Genomic DNA, 19,333 nt, shown 5'->3' on the forward strand with positions numbered 1-19,333 from the left:
GCAAGCCGCTTCTGGTAATTCCCGCGGGACAGAAAAATCCGGCGCGCCCCGCGAAAACCCCCTGTCCGGAAGCCACGGACTCAGGCGGCGAGCGGATGCCCGGCCGCGAACCCCACGAAGACCGGCTCCGCCTCGAGGGTGACCCCGAAGCGGCGCAGCACCTCGGCCCGGAGCTCTCGCGCCAGCGCGACCACCTCGCGGGCCGCGGCTCCACCGCGGTTCACGATGGCCAGGCAATGTTTGCTCGATAGGCCCGCCGCGCCGGCTCCGTAGCCCTTGTGAAAGCCCGCACGCTCGATGAGCCAGGCCGCCGGTAGCTTGCTTGACCCCGGGCCGGCGGCGAAGCGCGGCAAGGACTCCCCGTCGCCGAGGAGCCCCGCTGCTCTCGCGCGGGTCTCGACGGCGCGCGCCTCCTCGTCGGTCACGATGGGGTTCGTGAAGAAGGACCCCACGCTGCGGCTGTCGGGGTCGGCGGGGTCCAGCACCATGGCCTTCTGCCGCCGGAGCCCGAGCACCGTCTCGCGCACGCCCTCGAGCGCCGGAGCCCCGTCGCGGGCCGCGAGTGCACGGGCGAGCTCGGCGTACCGCGGCGGCGCCGGCGGGCCCGGACGCAGTCGGAAGGTGACCGACAGGACCGCGTGGCGGCCGGCGAGCGTCGTCTTGAACACGCTCGTCCGGTAGGCGAAGCCGCAGGCCGCGGCGTCCAGCTCCACGATCGCGTCGGCGCAGCGGTCGTAGCTCCTGACCGCCACGATGCAATCGCGCACCTCCTGGCCGTAGGCGCCCACGTTCTGGATCGGCGTCGCCCCCACCAGCCCCGGGATCCCCGAGAGGCACTCGAGCCCCGCGAGTCCCTCGGCCACGCAGCGCGCGACGAAGGGGTCGAACGGCTCCCCGGCCGCCACCTCCAGCTCCACCGCGTCTTCTCGCTCGGCGCAGCGCCGCACCCCCCGCAGGCCCCCGAGCGCGACGACGCAGCCGGCGACCCCCTCGTCCGAGACCACCACGTTGCTCCCGCCGCCGAGGAGCACCGTCTCCTCCCCGGTCGCGCGGGTCTCGCGCAGGAGCGCGCAGAGCTCCTCCTCGCTCTCGGGCTGCACGAAGCGCCGCGCGGGGCCCCCGACGCCAAGGGTCGTCCAGTTCGATAGGGGTTCGTCGAGGCGCTCGCGCATGGGGTGACCCATCGTACCGGGCAGGACCCTCGGAGCGCAAAGAGCACGAGGGACCGGGTGCGCTCCCCCGTGGTACAAAGGACCTCCAGGGGGGTGGAAGAGAGGACAGGGTGGCTGCGGAGCTGCATGACGATCTCTGGTTTCACGATGCGACCGACGACCCGGCCGAGCAGGCCGCCGCCGACAGCATGGTCGCCGCCGTGGCGGACCTCATCGAGCTGCGGCCCTTTCCCGATTCGGCCGCGCGGTTGATGGGCTTGCTTCGGGATCCGAACTTTTCGGTGCGCGAGCTGAGCCGCATCATCGAACACGACCCGCTGCTCGCCATGCGGGTCCTCAAGCTGGTGAACTCGGCGGCCTATCGTCTGAGCGCGCCCTGCGGCTCGGTGGAACACGCGGTGACGCTCCTCGGCAGCCGCTCGCTGACGAACCTCGTCACCAGCATCGCCGTGCTGGAGATGTTCAAGGACCGGGCCGGCGCCGAGAGCCAGGTGCGCGACCATTCGCTCGCCGCGGCCGGGATGGCGCGACAACTGGCGCAGCTCGCGCGCACGCCGCACGACGAGATCATCACCTGCGCGCTGCTCCACGACATCGGCAAGCTCCTGCTCCTGCAGGTCAACGACCCGGGCTACCCGGAGCTGCTCGCTCCCTCGGCCGAGGACCCCCGGCCGACCCACGAACGCGAGCGCGCCCGCTTCGGCTACGACCACGCGGTGCTGGCCGGGCACGTGCTGCGGCGCTGGCAGATCCCCGAGCCCGTCCCGACCGTCGTGGCGTGGCACCACCAGCCCGAACGGACGCGCACGGCCGGGACCGACCCGGCGCTGGCCCGGCTCGTGGCGCTCGTGCGGCTCGCCGACCTGCTCTCGTACACCGTCGGGGAACAGGAGCTCTCGGACGACACGCGAGCGCGCGTCGACGCCGAGAGTCCGGCGACCGAGCTCGGGCTCGAGACGGACCGCATCGTCACGGCCTGGCCCGAGCTCCGGCAGACAGCCCAGGACTGGATCGGAGCCATCGGCGCGTAGGAGGGGAGTCGAAGCTCCGCGGTCCTTGGCCACGCAGCGGGGCCAGGCACCCCGGAGCTGGTGGGAGTTGTCCCACCGAGACCCGTCGCTTCGTGGGCCCGGCGCCCGCGCTCGGGGGCGCTTCTCGCAGGATGATTCGTCTTTTGCGAGGCTCAAAGCTGGAACGGCTCGTGCGTTATCACTCCCGCCAAGGTCTATCCAGAGGCACATTGCTGCGTGAGACGATCGCGTTGCTGAGGAACGGCGAAGCTACGCTGCGGCACTGCGGGAGGCCCCGGGCCTTCGCGACGCGCGGGGCCTTCGCGCTCGCCTTTGCGCTCGCCCTCGGCGCGTGCAGCGGTCCCGCGGGGGGCGGCGCCGACGGCGGTCCCGGAGACGGCGGGCGAGGAGACGGCCGCATCGGCGACGCGCGCGTCTCCCCCGACCTCGGGGTGGGCTGCGCGCTCTGCCACGGGAGCGCGCTGAACGCGGCGCCCCCCGTCCCCGTGTCGGGGAGCTCCTCCTCGACGAGCCAGCGCGGCGTCGGCGCACACCAGGAGCACCTCGCCCCCTCGACGTGGCGCGCGGCGATGCGCTGCGACGATTGCCACAAGGTCCCCAAGGAGACCGGCGACCCCCGTCACGTGGATTCGCCGCTGCCCGCGGAGGTGACCTTCTCGGCCCTCGCGCAGAGCAAGCAGGCCAGGCCCGAATGGAACGGCGTCACCTGCTCGAACACCTACTGCCACGGCGGCACGATGTCCGGCGGGACGCTCACCGCGCCGAGCTGGACCACCGTGGACGGCACCGCGAGTCAGTGCGGCGCGTGTCACGGCATGCCCCCCACGCAGAACCACCCCTCGAGCACGAACTGCCACATGTGTCACTCGGCGGTAGTGGACGAGAAGAACCAGATCGCCGCGCCGCACCTGCACCTCAATGGAAAGGTGGAGACGGTCGCCACCGGGTGCTGCAGCTGCCACGGGACAGCCTCGGGAACGGCCGCCGGCGGGTGCGCCGATCCGCTCGTGGACCCCGCGCCGCCGAAGAGCGTGGGCGGCGGCACGGCGGCGAGCGAACGCGGGGTCGGCGCGCACGCGAAGCACCTCGGCCCGAACGACTGGCACGTGAAGGTGCAGTGCGAGGATTGCCACCGCGTGCCGACGGCGCTCGAGGACCCGGGGCACGTGGACAGCCCGCTCCCCGCCGAGCTCGTCTTCTCGCCGCTCGCCACCGTCGAGGGGAAGGACCCCACCTGGGACGGCACGAGCTGCGCGAACACCTACTGCCACGGCGGCAAGACCTCGGGGGGCAAGGCCACCTCCCCGATCTGGACCAAGGTGGACGGCTCGCAAGGCAAGTGCGACTCGTGCCACGGCATGCCCCCCGGCGGCACGCACCCGCAGAGCGCGAGCTGCTCCTCGTGCCACGCGAAGGTGGTGGACGCGAAGAACAAGATCATCGCGCCGAACCTGCACCTGAACGGCACGGTCGAGACGGTCACCCCCGCCTGCACCACCTGCCACGGCGTGAAGGACCAGAGCGAGGCGCCCCCCGTCGGGACGACCGGGCAGACCGCGACGAGCGACCGCGCCGTCGGAGCGCACGCGCAGCACCTCAGCACCTCCACCTGGCATCGCCAGGTCGAGTGCCTGGACTGCCACCTCGTGCCGAAGACGGAGAAGGCCCCCGGGCACGTGGATTCGCCGCTCCCGGCCGAGGTGATCTTCTCCGCGCTCGTGCGGACGGGCGGCTCGAATCCGGTCTGGAACGGCACCACCTGCGCCGGCTCGTATTGCCACGGCGCGACGCTGAACGGCGGCACGGCCGTCGCGCCCGTCTGGACCAAGGTGGACGGCACGCAGGCCAAGTGCGATTCCTGCCACGGCATGCCCCCGGGAGGGACGCACCCGCCCGGGAAGAACTGTTCCACCTGCCACGGGCAGGTGGTGGACGCGAACCAGAAGATCATCGCGCCCAACCTCCATATCAATGGTCACGTAGAAGTCATCGCCCTGCAGTGCAACAGCTGCCACGGCGGGGCCGCCAACGCCGCGCCTCCCGTAGGGTCGAGCGGGCAGACCGCCACCACGGACAAGAGCGTCGGCGCCCACCAGAAGCACCTGGCGTCGTCCTCGTGGCACAACCCGGTGCAATGCACGCACTGCCACGCGGTCCCGAAGAACAGCACCGATCCGGGCCACACGGACTCGCCGCTGCCGGCCGAGGTGGTCTTCACCGCGCTCGCCGTGGCGAAGGGGGCCCAGCCCGTCTGGAACGGCACGACCTGCGCCGGCTCGTATTGCCACGGCGGCACGATGACCGGTGGAACCGCGACGTCGCCGGTCTGGACCAAGGTGGACGGCACGCAGAGCGCGTGCGGCTCCTGCCACGGCATGCCCCCCGGCGGCTCGCATCCGGCAAACCCGGCCTGCTCCACCTGCCACGGCATGGTGGTGGACGCGAACCGCCGGATCATCGCTCCCAACCTGCACCTGAACGGCCTCGTCGAGGTCACGACCATGCAGTGCAATAGCTGCCACGGAGGGGCGGCGAACGCGGCCCCGCCGGTGAGCACCACGGGCGAGACGGCCACGAGCGCCCGCGGCGTGGGCGCGCACCAGTCGCACCTGCGCACCTCCACCTGGCGGGCCCCGCTCCAGTGCGCCGACTGCCACGTGGTGCCGACGAGCTCCGCGGCCGCCGGACACAGCGATACGCCCCTCCCCGCGGAGGTGACCTTCGCCGGGCTCGCGAGGCACGGCGGCGCGAATCCGGTCTGGAACGGGGTGACCTGCGCGGGCTCGTACTGCCACGGCGGCACGATGAACGGCGGCACGGTCACCGCCCCGAGCTGGACCAAGGTGGACGGCACGCAGGCCGCGTGCGGGGCCTGCCACGGCCTGCCCCCCGGTGGAACGCATCCGCAGAACTCCGCCTGCTCCTCCTGCCACGGTCAGGTGGTGAACGCCGCGCGCGCCATCATCGCGCCGAACCTGCACCTCAACGGCCAGGTCGAGGTCGTGAACCTGCAGTGCAACACCTGCCACGGCGGCGCCACGAACTCCGCGCCGCCGAAGGGGACGAACGGACAGACCGCGACGACCGACCGCTCCGTGGGCGCGCACCAGGCGCACCTCGGCTCCTCCACCTGGCGGGCCCCGATGCTCTGTAGCGACTGCCACGTCGTACCACCGGCCGTCTCGTCGCCGGGGCACAACGACAGCGCGCTCCCCGCGGAGCTCGTCTTCTCGGCGCTGTCGAAGACGCAGGGCGCGAATCCCGTCTGGAACGGCGTCACCTGCGCCGGGACGTACTGCCACGGAGCCACGCTCTCCGCGGGAACGATCACCGCCCCCACCTGGACCAAGGTGGACGGCACCCAGGCCGCGTGCGGGACCTGCCACGGACTCCCGCCGACGCAGAATCACCCGGCCAACGGCGCGTGCTCGGTCTGCCACGGCCAGGTGGTGGACGCGGCGCGCAAGATCATCGCGCCGCTCCTGCACGTGAACGGCAAGGTGGAGTCGCAGAGCTCGCACCCGGCGGGGTACAAGGAAGGCAACGTGCACGGCCCCGACTACTTCGCGAACCCCGCGAGCTGCGCCACCGCGAGCTGCCACGGCACGAGCCTGGACGGCGCCGCGGGGACGAGCTGCAATAGCTGCCACGCGAACTGGAAGACCAACTGCATCTTCTGCCACGGCGGCACGGACAACCGGACCGGCGCCCCCCCCGCGTCAGTGAGCGGCCAGACGCTGAAGAGCGTCCCGGGCGTGGGAGCGCACACCCGGCACCTCACGGCCTCGGCGACCCACGTGGCCTGGGACTGCGCGCTCTGCCATCGCAAGCCGACCGACGCGATGACGGCAGGGCACGTAGACCCGAGCCCGGCGGAGCTCGTCTTCGGCGGACTCGCCGCGGGGAGCGCCTACAACGCGCAGAGCCACGTCTGCAGCAACGTCTACTGCCACGGCGACGGTCGCACGAACGGCAGCGCGACCTGGACCGGGACGCTGTCGAGCGCGTGCGCCCCCTGTCACGACGACGAGACGGTGGCGACGGAGAGGTCCATGAGCGGGGACCATCACAAGCACATCGTGGACAAGCGGATCAAGTGCTGGGAGTGCCACGCCACGGTCGTGAACGCGAGCAAGCAGATCATCAGCGCGACGCTTCACGTGAACGGCCGGAAGGAGGTCTCGATGCCTTCGGGGACCTACAACGCGAGCACGCGGCTCTGCACCACCACCTGCCACAAGAACCAGACCTGGTGACCTCGCACCGCATGGCTCCCGCTCGCTTCGCGGCTCCCGTCACGACGTTGCTCCTGCTCGCCTCGGCCTGCGACGGAGGCAGCCGCGCGGTGCACCCGGCCGACCCCTGCCTCACCTGTCACGCCGAGAACCGAAAGCGAGCGTTCTTTCCAAATCACGGGGCGAGCGATTTCCCGACCACCTGCCTCGACTGCCACACGCAGGAGGCCTGGAAGCCGGCCAAGTTCGCGCACGCCGACCTGCCGCTCGTCGGCCGCCACGGCAAGCTGGAGTGCAAGGCCTGCCACGCGACGAAGCCCGTGCCCATCGCCTGCGCCGGCTGCCACGAGAAGGACCGCGCGCGCCCGAAGGACCCGAGCCACCTCGCCGCGGGCTTCCCGACGCTCTGCGAGACCTGCCACTTCCCGACCGGCTGGAAGCCGGCCGTGGACCACCGCAAGTTCCCGCTCACCGGGCGCCATTCGGGGGTGGCCTGCGCCGATTGCCACCAGCCGCCCGCGCCGACCCCGGCCCAATGCGTGGGCTGCCACGAGAAGGACCGCGCGCGCCCGAAGACCCCGAACCACCTGCAGGACGGGTTTCCCACGCTCTGCGAGAATTGCCACCTCGCCGCCGGATGGAGCTACTCGCGGAACAACCACACGGCGAAGTTCCCGCTCACCGGCGGTCACGCGCCGCGCACCTGCCTCGACTGCCACGCGCGCGTACCCGTCCCGAAGACCTGCGTCGGCTGTCACGACGCGGATCGCACGCGGGGGATCGACCCCGATCACCGGGCGCCGGGCTTCTCCACGGCCTGCGAAACCTGCCACGGCACCACCGCCTGGCTACCGGCGAAGAAGCCGTGACGCGTCGCCCGCGACGAGCGCGCCACGGGCCCGAAAGCTCTCGGCCTCGGAAGGCTCCCGGCCTCGGTGTAGAATCGATCGCATGTGGCACCCGCGACCGATGAAATGCCTGGGTGGCCTGCTGCTCGTCTGGACCCTCGTCGGCTGCGACAGCACGCCGCGCACGGGCCTCGGCGACGCGGGAGCGCAGGACGGCGCCACCGATGGCGCGAGAGCGACCGATGGCTCGGGCGGCTCCGACGGCCTGCTCGTGGGGGACGGCGGGTCTGCCGCGGGAGACGGCGCGCAGGGCCGCGACGGTGCGACGCCCCTCGCGGACGGGAGGACCCGCGACGGGCGAGCGCGCGATGCCGGGACGCGCGATGGACGGACGCGCGATGGCGGGACGCGCGACGCCCGCTCGGCCGACGGCGCACCTCCCACCGGCCGCTGCACGCCGACTCCCCCCGCGGCCCCGGGCAACTCGGGGGTCACGCTGCACGTGGCTGTCTCGGGCAACGACGCCACCGGCACCGGCGCGGCGGACAAGCCCTTCGCCACGCTCACCGCGGCGGCGAAGCTGGTGAAGGCCGGCGGCACGATCCTCGTGCACGGCGGCACCTACAAGGGGAAGAAGCACACCGTCACGGCCACGGGCAGCGCGAGCGCTCCCATCGTCGTGATGGCCGCGCCGGGGGAGAAGCCCCTGCTCGACGGCAGCGGGCTCGGCCTCATCGAGTCGGACGGCGTCCTGCGGGTGGACTACTCGAGCCACGTGATCGTGGACGGCTTCGAGGTCGCGAACTCCACGGGACGCGGCATCTCGGTCTACGAATCGGACCACGTGACGGTCCGACGCTGCACGGTGCACGACGTCTCGTACCGCGCGCTCGGCGGGGGCGGCTCGGACCTCGTCTTCGACGGGAACGAGGTCTACAACGGCGCGCTCGCCAACCAGGGAGGCGGCGGCAGCGGCGGCTGGCCGGCGATGGTCTCGACCTACCAGCGCGCGAACGGGACGCTCAGCAAGAACATCCAGTTCGTCAACAACCACTTTCACGACGCCTGGGGCGAGTGCCTGGACTTCATCATGCTGGACGGCGGCGTGGCGCGGAACAACCGCATCCACGACTGCTATAGCGTGAACCTCTACTCCGACCGGTCGCAGCACCTGGTCCTCGAGGGGAATTACCTCTATACGACCACCGCCAAGTACGACCGGAAGGACAACGGGCAACGCGCCGTGGGGATCAACCTCGCCGTGGAGAGCGGAGACCACCAGGCCACGCTCGCGACCGACGTGCTGATCGCGAACAACGTGATCGTCGGCACCGGCAAGGGGATCGGCTTCTGGTGGGACGGGGCCAACGGCGCGGCGCAGAACACGTACCAAAACGTACGCATCCTCTATAACGTCATCAAGGACACGCTCGGCCCGGCGCTGAACTTCTCGAAGGTGGGGAGCGGGGCCACGGCCCCCTCGGGCTGCCGCGCGCAGAACAACATCTTCTTCGCGGGCAAGGACGGCACCACCTTCTCGCTCGGCAACCCGGCGGCGTGGAGCCTGTCGCACAACCTCTACCCGGGGGGCGTGCCGGCGGGCTTCGTCGAGCCCACGAGCCTCGCCGGGGACCCGCGCTTCGTCAGCCCCGTGCTGGGCGGCCCGGCGGAGGGCTTCAAGCTCCAGGCGGGCTCTCCGGCGGTCGGCAAGGGCCTGGCGCAGGCCGAGATGCCGCGGGATCTCTGGTGCGCGCCACGGCCGGCGAGCGCGACCGCTCTCGGGGTCCACCAGCCCTGAGGGCCCCGCACGGGCAAGGTGCACGCGCTAGGGACTTGTTCCGGCGCGCCCGATGGAATATTGGAGGGGAGATTCGCGTTTCTCCGGCGCGAACCACGCTGTCCACTCCCGCAGGAGTCTCCATGCAACGACGAGCTCTGTTCCTTGGACTAGCCCTGGCCCTCGGGGCCTGTAGCGAGAACCGCGCCGTGAGCGACGGGGGCCTCGTCACGGACGCGGCGGCGAGCGACATGACCTTCACCGACGGCGCGCGCGGCGATGGGCAGGCCGGAGGGGACGGGACGGTCGGAGACGGTCGCGCGGGGGACGGCACGACGACGAGCGACGGCGGGCCGAAGGCCGACCTCTCCCGCACCGATGGGACCGGTCCCGATGCGCGCCGCGCGGACGGCGGCGGGCCGGGCGGGTGCAAGGTGGACTGCGATTGCTCGCAGGGGCTGCTCTGCGCGACGGGCAAGTGCCTCCCGGGGTTCGCCCCCGCCTACTGCTGCACGAAGCCCGGCTGCCCCTCGGGCCTCGGCTGCACGAACCCCGACGGCTCGAAGGGCACCTGCCCGGCCGCGGGGAGCTTTCAGGCGCAGATCTCCACGGTCTCCGTCTACGCCGACCTCATGCCCGGCCCCGGCGGCGGCGATCGCACCATGGCCTCGCTCACCATCGCCTACGACAACGGCAACGGGAAATCCGACGTGACGGGCCTGTCGGTGACCGACGCGGCCATCGTGGATGCCAAGACGGGCAACACCACCGTCCACCCGCTGGCGCTCAAGGCCCAGGGCACGTTCACCGGCGCCGTGAAGGCCGGACAGAAGGCCTCTGTGGACTACGTGCATCAGCGCAGCACCCAGAGCGTACCGGTGAAGTTCTCGTGCGGCACCGCCGTACGGGTCCGAGCGCGGGTCGACTTCGCCGGCGGCAGCCTCGGCTACCTGACGAAGGACACGACCTTCAACTGCGTGCACTGACCGCGGAAAGCCCTACGGCACGCGGGTCAGGCTGACGGCGTCGAACCAGGCCGTGCCGGTCGCCGTCCCCATCCCGCCCAGAAAGGCCCGCAGCCGTACGAAGCGCGTCCCCGCCTGCGTGGTGAAGGTGTAGCTCTGCGGCACCCATCCCGTCGTGCCGCTCGCGTTCGCCCCGAGGGAAAAGCCGCTGTCCAGCCGGTCCGCGTCCACCGCGCCGCTCTCCTTGGCCGCCGCACCGTACTGCGCCGGAACCAGCCGGCCGACGAGCTGCGCCGAGAGCTGCACGAGCCCGGCGGTGCGCACCTGGTAGCTCACCCGATAGCTGCGCCCCCCCTCGACGGGGAGGAGCGTGGAGTAGGCCTCCGCGTTCGAGGGCGTGGCGCTCGAGAGGCGTAGCGCGCCGCCCCCCGCGTTCTTCGTCGTCGTGTCGCAGACGACCGCGAAGCCGCTCCCCTCCCAGACCCGCTCCTTCACCAGCGGCTCCTCGCAGTAGGCGAGCGGCAGGTTCTTCGTGGCCTCGTTGATCACGAAGGTGTGCCGCGCGTTCAGTCGGTTCGCGACGTAGAGCTGGCTCGTCGGCGCCACGAGGCAGTGCGGCGCCTGGAAGTCGCAATAGAGGTCCTTGTCGGCGCTGAAGTAGAGGTTCGTGGGGACCGGCCGGTCGATGCGGTCGTAGGCCTTGTAGAACTTGTCTTGCGTGGCGCGCGCCACGAGGTCGAGCCCCTGAAAGACCGTGCCCGTCGCGTCCCCCTGCGCGGCCAGGCTCCGGCGGAGCGAGAGGTAGTAGTTCGGGCTCATCCCCGGGCCCGCCCCCCAGTCGTCGCGCCCCGTCTGGCGGAAGCTGTTCTCCTGCACCTGATCGTAGGGGCCGCGGTCCACGTAGTAGAGGCTCACGCAGCGCCCCGCCTTGCAGGTCAGGCCGCTCGCGCAGCTCCCGCCCGCGCCGCACGGCGTGCTCGAGGGATCGCCGTCGCAGCGCCACTTCTCGCGCAGGCGGTAGATCTCGGCGCCCTTGAAGAGCCCAGCGCGATAGTCGAGGTACTCGCGGTGCCGGTACCAGACGTTCGCCAGGTTGTGGAAGAACTCGGTCGGGATCGTGGTCACGCCGTGGAGCACGTAGAAGTTGATCGTGCCGATGAGCCCCGCCAGCGCGCCGAGCGCGTAGCCCGGGTGCGGGTGGTAGTCGTGGTTGTCGAAGAGGTACGAGAAGTCGTGGTTCGCGGGGAGCACGCCGCGGTCCCCTGGGCAGAGGCAGCTCTGGCTGCGCGCCGTCGGGTCCACCGAGGCGGCGCAGTCCTTCACCTCTGTCTTGGGGGCGTAGACCGTCTGGATGCCGACCTTGCCCCCCGTGCACGCGGCGCAGGCCTCGTTCGCGTCGTGCGAGAAGACGCGCATCCCCATGGCCCGTGCCCCGGTGAGCCAGCGCCCCGCGTTCGGATAGCTCGCGAAGAGCTTCGACGCGGCGGCGAGTCCGTAGAGCGGGCCCCAGGCGAAGTCCTCCCCCGAGGAGTCCCCGACGTGCGCGTCGAGCAGCGGTGGGTCGGCCGAGGTGAACCAGTCGAAGTGCGCCGCGAGCTTGCGCCAGGTCTCCGTGCGCAGCTCGTCGGGCATGGCGTCCCACGCGAGCTCGGCCATCTTGATGTAGGTCGTCCCCGAGACCGAGGCGTGCGTGCTCCCGCTGTAGGCGTCGTCCCAGGCGCCATGGTTGGCGAGCAGGTAGCGCCAGACCTTGTTTCCCTGGTCGCGGTCGAAGGGGAGCCCCGTGGCGGCGTGGCGTGCGTAGTGCGCCTGCGCGAGGTCGACCAGGATCAGCCACCACCAGCTTCGCGGTGTGGTCCCCTGGTAGTGTGCGACGTGTGTCTGCGTCCAGCGCTCGAGGTTGCCGAACATGCCGATCTCCTCGTAGCTGTCGAGCCAGAGGTGGCCAAAGCGCAGGTTCCAGCGCGCGGTGCCCGCCGCCTGCGCGAGCTCGGGCGGCAACGGGAGCGCTTCTACGTGCAGGCGATCCACGGTCAGCCGCGCTCCGTCGTTCACGCCGAAGCGCACGTAGCGAAAGCGCGTCAGCTCCGGGTCGATGGGCTGCCGGCGGCCTGTCGCGTAGGGCTCGGCGCTGAGCGAAGCCAGGTTGTAAGGAGTGATCCCCCGCGTCTCGTCGTCGAGCTCGGCCCACGCGCCCACGTCGGTGACCCAGAAGACCACCTTGTGCCAGCCGAGTGTGCGCTGGATGCCGGTGTTCATCCACTGGTTGGCGGGGTCCTGCTTGGCCCGCCCCGCGGCGTCCTCGACCCGCGCGCGATAGACGTAGCTGCCCGCCGAGACGTCGGGCTTCACCGCGAGGGCCAGCGTACGCGCGGAGGGATCGTTCCACTTGTCCCCGGGCAGGTTCGAGACGGCGAGGTGGAAATAGGCCGCCCCTTGCGTCGTGAGGTCGTCGTAGAAGTAGGCCGTCACGACGCCCTGCCGGTCGCGGCCCAGGTCCCGCTCGAGCAGCCGCTGCCCCTTCGCAGCAGCCACGCTCTCGAGGCGCACAGCCTGCTTGCCGGTGAAGAAGCGCTCCTTCGTGACGAGCGCCAGGCTGTCCTTGCCGGTCTGGGTCCACCCGGTGAGCGCGGGCTCCTCGAAGTCCTCCACGAGCTCGAGCGAGGGCCTCGAGGCCGCGACGCGCAGGTGTCCCACCTCGTGCCAGTAGGGGCGGTTCTCGGTGTAGAGCGAGGCGCCGGCCGCATCCTGGTGCCCGATGAAGACGAGCAGGTCGCGCTCGAGGAAGAACTTCCCGAGCACCACCTCCCACTCCACCTCGAGCGTCGTGGCGTCCAGCGCGCGCACGGCCTTCGCGCGATACCGCCCGATGCTGTTGGCCGTGGGTGCCGTAGTGTCGGCGAGCGTCTCATCGTGGTTGAAGTAGAGCCACGCGCCCGCGCCCACGGCGTGCCCTCCCACGTCCCAGAGGTAGTTCTTGTAGCAGTGCCGCGGCTCGGGGGTCAGGCCGCAGACCTCCTTCGCCCCCGTGAAGCGCATCCCGTGCTGGACCCAGGAGCTCCCCTGCTTCTTCACCTGGCCGTGCGCCGAGAAGTAGGCGTGCGCGGCGGCCGGGGCGGTGCGATCGATCCAGAGTCCGGCGAGCGCGAGCTGGTCCGCCCCCGCGGCCCAGTGGTGACGGGTCTTCAGCACGAAGGGCTGCTCGGGCTCGACGCGGGCGGCCTGGGGCTCGAGGCCGAGCCCGGCCGGGGGCGCGGGCGGCGGCACGGAGGGAGGAGCATCCGGCCCGCGACCGTCGCCGGCTGTGGGCAGGTCGCGGCGGCCACCGTCACCGAAAACGATGGGCCCGTCCGCGGGGCTCGCGTCCGACCAGGGAAAGCCGCTCTCCTGGCGAAAGCCCCCTTCGCCGGGGCAGGCCGCCGAGAGCGCGGCGCCAAGGGCGAGCAGTATTTTGGAAAAGCGGGGAGAGGGACCTCGATGACGACAGGACATGCGATGCAACCTCGGTGAACCGTCCGGGTCGTGCGCCGCCGCTGCCAGACTTGCGGCGCGGGACCGAGCGGCCACCAGAGCAAGTTCGTGGCCAACGAACGCTGCGGGGGACTTGTATCTTTACGTTTACGTCGTGGGTCAAGCGAATCCGACAGGCAACACAGGCCGTGGCGCAATCCGGGGGGGAAATCTATATATGGCTGTATTTATTTGTTAATATTGTGCGTTCGGCCTTGGCACCGGGGTTGCTCTATCCCCCGTCAGACGGAGGGATGAACATGAAGAAGACCCAGAAGACGAACCGCATGACCAACCTGCTCCTCGGCCTGACCCTGAGCCTGACCGGCCTCGCGGCCTGCGGGACCGACGGCAACCCGGGCCCTAATCCGGGCCCCGGAGTCACGGTGGGCAAGGCCCTGCAGAGCGCGTGCAAGACCGAGTCGAAGTCGGACACGGGAGGACTGGCCTTCGGCGCGTTCAAGGCCGAGCCCCGCGGCGACAAGCTGGTCATCGCGCACACCGACGCGCGCTACAACTGCGCCGCCAAGCTGGACCTGAAGGTCACCGTGAACGGGCACACGATTCGCGTGGAGGAGATCATCCTGAACCCGACGGAGACGGCGCGCTGCATGTGCAACTTCGACCTCAGCGCCGAGGTCTCGGGGCTCCCGAAGGGGCACTACGACCTCGAGCTCATCGACGCCGAGGGCAAGTCGGCCGCCAAGACCACGGCTCTGGTCGGCGAGCAGGTCCCCGCGGTGGGCGCGACCTACCAGAGCGCGTGCAAGGCCGAGACGAAGAGCGACTCCTTCGGCGCCGGCCTGAAGACCGAGCAGAAGGACGGCGAGGTGATCGTGCGCCACGAGGACGCGCGCTACAACTGCGCCGACAAGCTCCGCATGGACGCCGAGCTCTCCGGCGACACGATCACGGTCCGCGAGGTGGTGACCTCCACCGAGAAGGCGCTCTGCATGTGCAACTACGACCTGTCGGTGAGCCTGAAGGGGCTGAAGGGCGGCGCCTACAAGCTGAAGGTGGTGGACGCCGACGGCAAGGAGATCGGGCAGACCACGGTGACCCTGCCGTAACTAACGGTCGAAAGCTCCTCTCCGTCGCTCCCGCCTCGCTACCCCCGCCCTTCCGAACTCGCCCCTCACGCAGCAACCCTCACGCGGCGACCCTCACTTGGCGACCCTCACGCGGCGACCCTCACTCGCGCCGCGTTCTCCGCGTTACGCCCGCCAGCGCGAGGAGCAACAGCGCCAGCGCGGGCCAGCGCACCGGTCCCGACGCCACGTTGCAGCCGCCCTTGCCGTCCCCCTCGCCGCTCGTGGTCGGGTCGGCCGCCGCGCCCTCCGGACCCGCGTCGGAGGTCACGAGCGAGGCGTCCGACGGAAAGATCTGCGCATCCACCACCGGGCCCGCGCTCGCGTCCGCCGTGGGCGCCGGGCCCACGCCCCCGTCCACGGTCGGCGCGCCCGTCGAGCATTCGCGAGGGAACGTCCCCGCCGGATCGGCGTCCTCGACCGTGCCGCAGGTGTAGCGCCCCTGCTTCTTGCTCCAGCCGCACTTCGGCGTGGAGCCGCTGCAGGTGCGCGTCTTCTGCGTCCCCTGCGCGCAGTAGGTGAGCACCGCTCCCGTGCAGCAGCCCTTGGTGAGGTTCGCGCACGCCCCGCTCGCACCTCCGTCGCGCCGGACCCCGCCATCTCGCGACTTGCCGCCATCCGCGGCATGGGCCGGGCTCGCCAGCGCTGCTCCGAGAACGAGACCGAAACCGACCGCCCGGAAAGTCAGGAGGCTGGCCAGAACTACTCGTGCAGGGATCGTGGTCGAGGCGCCCGACTGGCCAGGCGCGAGGAGGGCGCATACTCGTCGGTATGTAACCGACGCGCAACGCAGCCAGCCGGGATGGATCGGCCGCGAGGATGCACAAGTAATTCTGGCCAGCCTCCTTACTCGCTGCATTCACTCTCCTATGGCTAGGGCCGCCACGCTGCGTGACGACCGGTGGGCTCCTCCGCGTTCGGAACCCCCTGACAGAGCAGGAACCGTTCCACGCGCGCCGTCGGAGCCGCATCGCGTCAGATGCGCGGAATCACGAGGCAGCGACGGACGCCGTGGGCTTGGTTCGGCGGGGCGACCCGTCCTCGCCTGGGGGTGGATCCTCCAGCGGGGTAACCTTTCCCCCCCAATCGCGGCGGGCCTCCTCCGCCGCTCGCGCCGCTCGGGCCTTGGTCGCGCCGCTCGGTCCTTGGTATGGTCGCGCCGCATGCGTGCCTCGGTTCTCGCACTGCCCCTGCTCGTGTTCGGTTTCGGCAGCGGCCGTGCGCGCGCCGGCGACGTCTGGACCGACCCGTATCCAGGCATCCGCTACCTGCACCGCAGCACCAGCGAGCCGAAGGAGATCCACGCCGCGATCATCGATCTGTCGCACCCGGGCATCACCGTGCGCGCGACCAAACCCGACGAGAAGGGCCTCGTCCCGACCGTCTTCGCGAAGAAGGTGGGCGCCGCGGTCTCCGTGAACGGCGACTTCTACGCTGCGGGCTTCGTGCCGAACGGCCTCGCCGTGGGGGACGGCGTGCACTGGCCCAAGAGCGCGGACGACAGCTACGCCTCGTTCCTCGCCTGCACGGCGAGCAAGCAGTGCCAGGTGGATACGACCGGCAAGGCGGTCCCCCTCGACCCGAGCTGGAAGAATGTGGTGGGCGGCGTGAACGGCGGCCTCGTGGCGGGTGGGCAGGTGACGCAAACGGTGGCCAAGGACAAGAGCTGCGGCGCGTTCTGCACGACGGACCACCCGCGCACGGCCGCGGGGCTCGACGCGACGGGCTCGAAGCTGATCCTCGTGGTGGTGGAGGGCCGGCGCGCTCCGGTCAGCGGGATGAGCCTGAACCAGCTCGCCGTGCTGCTGCAGGAGCTCGGCGCGCACGACGCTGTCTGCTTCGACGGTGGCGGCAGCACGGGCATGGTGATCGGTGGCCAGCTCGTCAACCAGCGGCCGACCGGCGAGTCCGGCGAACGCGCGGTGGCGAACCACCTGGCCGTGCTGCACGACGGGACCCAGGCGCCGAGGCAGGACGCGGGACCCGCCACCGATGCGGGCGCGCCGACGAGCCCGAGGGACGGCGGAGGCGGCTCGTCCTCCGCGACCAGCGACGGCACGCAGCCCTCGCTCGCCGACGGAGGCGGCAACCCCTGGGCTTCGGACGCGGGGGCCACGGCGAAGGACCCGTCACGCATGAACGGGAGCTGTGCCACCGGCGGCGGCTCGGCGAGCGGGCCGGGCATCCTCGCGGCGCTCGCAGCGCTGCTCCTGCTCGGTCGCGCAGGGAGGCGGGCTCAGGCCACTACTCGGCGCCCACTGGAAACCTCGCGCGCACCGCGCTGTAGAGGCGCGTCGTGCCATTCGCGAAGGTGATCGTCAGGTCGTCTCCCGCAGCAGGCGCGACCGCCACCACGTCGCGCAGCCCGCTGTCGGAGAAAGCCACTTCGTGTCCGTTGACGAGCGGGATGAGGGTCACGATGGTCACGTCCCCGACGCGCTGGACCATAGGCATGTAGGTGATCACGATGTCACCGGGCTGCCCCTTGTAGACCCAGAGCTGCTTCTTCGTGGTCTGCGCGACGAGGTCCCCGCGCACGGAGAACACCTTCACCGCGCTGTTCCCGATGTCGACCCACTGCTGCTTCTCGGCGGCCCACAGGTAGATGTCCCCGTCGTCCTGCACCGCCACGAGATGGTCCGCGTAGGCCAGCACGGCCCGCACCCCCCAGGAGTCCTTCACGTAGGTCCCGAGGGCGGCAGAGTCGGAGGCGGCTTGCTGAAAGACACGCCCCTTCTCGATGAAATAGAGGAGGTCGCCGACGCGCGCGAGCTGCTGCGCGCCCCGGTCCTGCTCGAGCTCGGCCAGGGAATAGACCCGGCTCGGCGCGGGAGCCTTCTGGAACAGTCGCCCGAGGAAGTTGCACTTCTTGGTGAACGGATTCCAGCCCAGCCAGCCCCCCCAGCAGTCGCTCGGCTGCTCGTCGTCCCCGCCCGAGATGCGTCGCACGCCGAGACCCTGCGCCTCGAGGGTGCAGCGCTCCACGGCGGCCGGATCGCCCATCGCGCCCTGCGCCCGCTCGAGCGCGGCCTGCTCGGCGCAGCGCGTCTCCACGTCCTTCTCCCCGCAGCCCGAGGCCAGCGCCGCGAGCACTGCACAGACCCGAACTCCCCGCGAGCGGACGATAGCTGCTCGGCGCATGCAGGCTCCTTCCCCTTCCGGTCTCCGGACGCACGAGGCCCATCTGGGGATAAAGCAATGCACGTGCCGGCAGCAGCGGCCGTTCGGCAGCGCGCACTCGCCGGCAAGTGCGTGAAATCGGACGAGGCCCGCGCGGTGCCCACCACGCGCGGCCGGCCACTCCAGCCGTCCCGGTGGCCACGAAGGTAGGCCCCCTGCGACCCGCTCCACGCCCTCCGCGACCCGCTCCACGCCCCCCGCCTGAGGTAAGATGCCGGTCTCTTCGCGTCCGAGGCGAGCATGGCCAAGACGATCAAGTGCCCGAACTGCGCCGGCCCGCTGACGCCGCTTGCCCAGCAGCCCACCGTGCGCTGCACCTACTGCGGCTACGAGGCGAAGAACACGATCTACGTCGCGCCGCAGGCGCCGCCGCCGCCCACCACGCAGCCCACTCCCGAGGAGCAGGCCGAACGCGTGCGGCAGACGCTCGGGCAGGTCCGCAAGCGCGGCAGCCGCTTCCTGATCGTCTTCGCGCTCGGCTGGGTGGTCCTGGCCCTCGGCATCGTGATCCTCACCCGCAGCGCCGGCCGCCGCGTGACCGAGCTCATCGGCTCGCGCGTGGCGGACACGAGCCGGCTCATCCGGCGCCTCGCCAGCGACGACCCGCTGCGCGAGAAGGAGCCCGAGGTGGACCAGGCGCTCCGAACCAAGCTCGTCCCGTATCGGAGCTGCGTCGCCGACCACAGCGACCGCGTGCTCGATTCGCGCCGGCGCTACCTCGGCTGGGTGAAGAACGTCGAGGCCGGCCCCACCTGCAAGGGCACCGTCCACGGCCTGTACGCCCTGAACCCCATCGCACACTGCCTCGACGAGCTCGGCAAGGTGCAGGGGAAGCCCCCGGCCCTCCCCGAGCTCGACCAGACCACGCCCACCTGGATCGCCACGCTCCGCGAGCTGGACCCGCTGCTCAAGGAGCTCGACCGCTACTACGACCAGAAGGACTACGAAGACGACAGCTGCAAGAAGGGGCGCGACCGCCACGCGCGGCTGATGGCGCTCTTTGCCAAGTTCAGCGCCGCGGACACCGTCCTCGACCGCGTGGTCGAGCGCGAGTACTGGGCCCTCGAGGAGCGCTTCCTCGGCCTCGTCGAACGCGAGCACGGCAAGGGGCTACGCGCACTCTTTCTGCGAAGCGCGCTCGATGCGCACGCCGTGCTCCCTCTGCTCAGGCCGCCCGGGGGGGCGCCGCGGCCGACGAACGAGCAGCTCTTCGCGGCGATCGACCGCTACGCCGCCTCGCTCGAGGCGCTCAGCCGCGCCGTGGACCAGGCCGGGCAGGCGAGCTCGAACGTCCACCTCCTCACTTTCTACCAGAGCAACGCGAGCGAGTACCTCAAGGCGCTGCGCGAACTCCGCAAGCGTCGCCAGAGCGGCAAGCCCTACGACCGCACCGAGCGCGGCTGGCTGGCGAGCGGGTCGGGCTGGCTCGTGCGGGGGAGCGTGCTGCGCGTCGAGTACTACGCGAAACGCCTGCTCAGCAACGTGGACCGGGTGCGCTTCCCGCCGCCGGCGGAGAAACCGTGAGAG

The 19,333-nt window shown here is 71.1% G+C and carries 12 protein-coding genes; 8 read left to right on the forward strand and 4 right to left on the reverse strand.

The window, feature by feature from the left end; genetic code table 11:
* Nucleotides 1–80: 80 nt before the first annotated feature.
* Nucleotides 81–1,172, reverse strand: coding sequence for a UDP-N-acetylmuramate dehydrogenase (locus IT371_06220; protein ID MCC6747237.1), 1,092 nt, complete (start codon nt 1,170–1,172; stop codon nt 81–83).
* 110 nt (nt 1,173–1,282) lie between these two features.
* Between IT371_06220 and IT371_06225 the strand changes: the two genes are divergently transcribed.
* From IT371_06225 to IT371_06245, 5 genes are all read left to right on the forward strand, one after another.
* Nucleotides 1,283–2,203: an HDOD domain-containing protein gene (locus IT371_06225; protein ID MCC6747238.1), complete on the forward strand. Its 921-nt coding sequence runs from the start codon at nt 1,283–1,285 to the stop codon at nt 2,201–2,203.
* Nucleotides 2,204–2,433: 230 nt separating this feature from the next.
* Entirely contained in the window at nt 2,434–6,459 is a 4,026-nt protein-coding gene (locus IT371_06230; GenBank protein MCC6747239.1) for a CxxxxCH/CxxCH domain-containing protein, read from the forward strand.
* Nucleotides 6,456–7,307, forward strand: coding sequence for a hypothetical protein (locus IT371_06235; GenBank protein ID MCC6747240.1), 852 nt, complete (start codon nt 6,456–6,458; stop codon nt 7,305–7,307). The genes IT371_06230 and IT371_06235 overlap by 4 nt, the downstream gene beginning before the upstream one ends.
* 82 nt (nt 7,308–7,389) lie before the next feature.
* Complete coding sequence (locus IT371_06240) at nt 7,390–9,084, forward strand: right-handed parallel beta-helix repeat-containing protein (GenBank protein MCC6747241.1); 1,695 nt, start codon at nt 7,390–7,392, stop codon at nt 9,082–9,084.
* A gap of 122 nt (nt 9,085–9,206) precedes the next feature.
* Nucleotides 9,207–10,049 carry a hypothetical protein gene (locus tag IT371_06245; GenBank protein ID MCC6747242.1) on the forward strand — a complete coding sequence of 281 codons (843 nt, stop codon included), beginning with the start codon at nt 9,207–9,209 and terminating at the stop codon, nt 10,047–10,049.
* Between the two features lie 12 nt (nt 10,050–10,061).
* Here the strand turns inward: IT371_06245 and IT371_06250 are convergent, their stop codons facing one another.
* The gene (locus tag IT371_06250; GenBank protein MCC6747243.1) at nt 10,062–13,520 is read right to left on the reverse strand and encodes a hypothetical protein; all 3,459 of its coding nucleotides are present in this window, start codon (nt 13,518–13,520) and stop codon (nt 10,062–10,064) included.
* Nucleotides 13,521–13,798: 278 nt separating this feature from the next.
* On the opposite strand from IT371_06250, the gene IT371_06255 reads away from it, so the two are divergent.
* On the forward strand, nt 13,799–14,608 hold the full coding sequence (locus IT371_06255) for a hypothetical protein (GenBank protein MCC6747244.1): 810 nt from the start codon (nt 13,799–13,801) through the stop codon (nt 14,606–14,608).
* A 121-nt stretch (nt 14,609–14,729) separates the two neighbouring features.
* On the opposite strand, the gene IT371_06260 is transcribed toward IT371_06255, so the two are convergent.
* Nucleotides 14,730–15,152 carry a hypothetical protein gene (locus IT371_06260; protein MCC6747245.1) on the reverse strand — a complete coding sequence of 141 codons (423 nt, stop codon included), beginning with the start codon at nt 15,150–15,152 and terminating at the stop codon, nt 14,730–14,732.
* Nucleotides 15,153–15,789: 637 nt separating this feature from the next.
* Here IT371_06260 and IT371_06265 point away from each other — a divergent pair.
* Nucleotides 15,790–16,941, forward strand: a complete 1,152-nt coding sequence (locus IT371_06265) for a phosphodiester glycosidase family protein (GenBank protein MCC6747246.1) — start codon at nt 15,790–15,792, stop codon at nt 16,939–16,941.
* Here IT371_06265 and IT371_06270 read toward each other — a convergent pair.
* Nucleotides 16,871–17,767: a hypothetical protein gene (locus tag IT371_06270; protein ID MCC6747247.1), complete on the reverse strand. Its 897-nt coding sequence runs from the start codon at nt 17,765–17,767 to the stop codon at nt 16,871–16,873. The genes IT371_06265 and IT371_06270 overlap by 71 nt on opposite strands.
* 279 nt (nt 17,768–18,046) lie before the next feature.
* Between IT371_06270 and IT371_06275 the strand changes: the two genes are divergently transcribed.
* Nucleotides 18,047–19,330, forward strand: a complete 1,284-nt coding sequence (locus tag IT371_06275) for a DUF3829 domain-containing protein (protein MCC6747248.1) — start codon at nt 18,047–18,049, stop codon at nt 19,328–19,330.
* Nucleotides 19,331–19,333 lie beyond the last annotated feature (3 nt).

The sequence above is a fragment of the Deltaproteobacteria bacterium genome (genome assembly GCA_020848905.1).
In the GTDB taxonomy this organism is placed as follows: Bacteria; Myxococcota_A; Polyangia.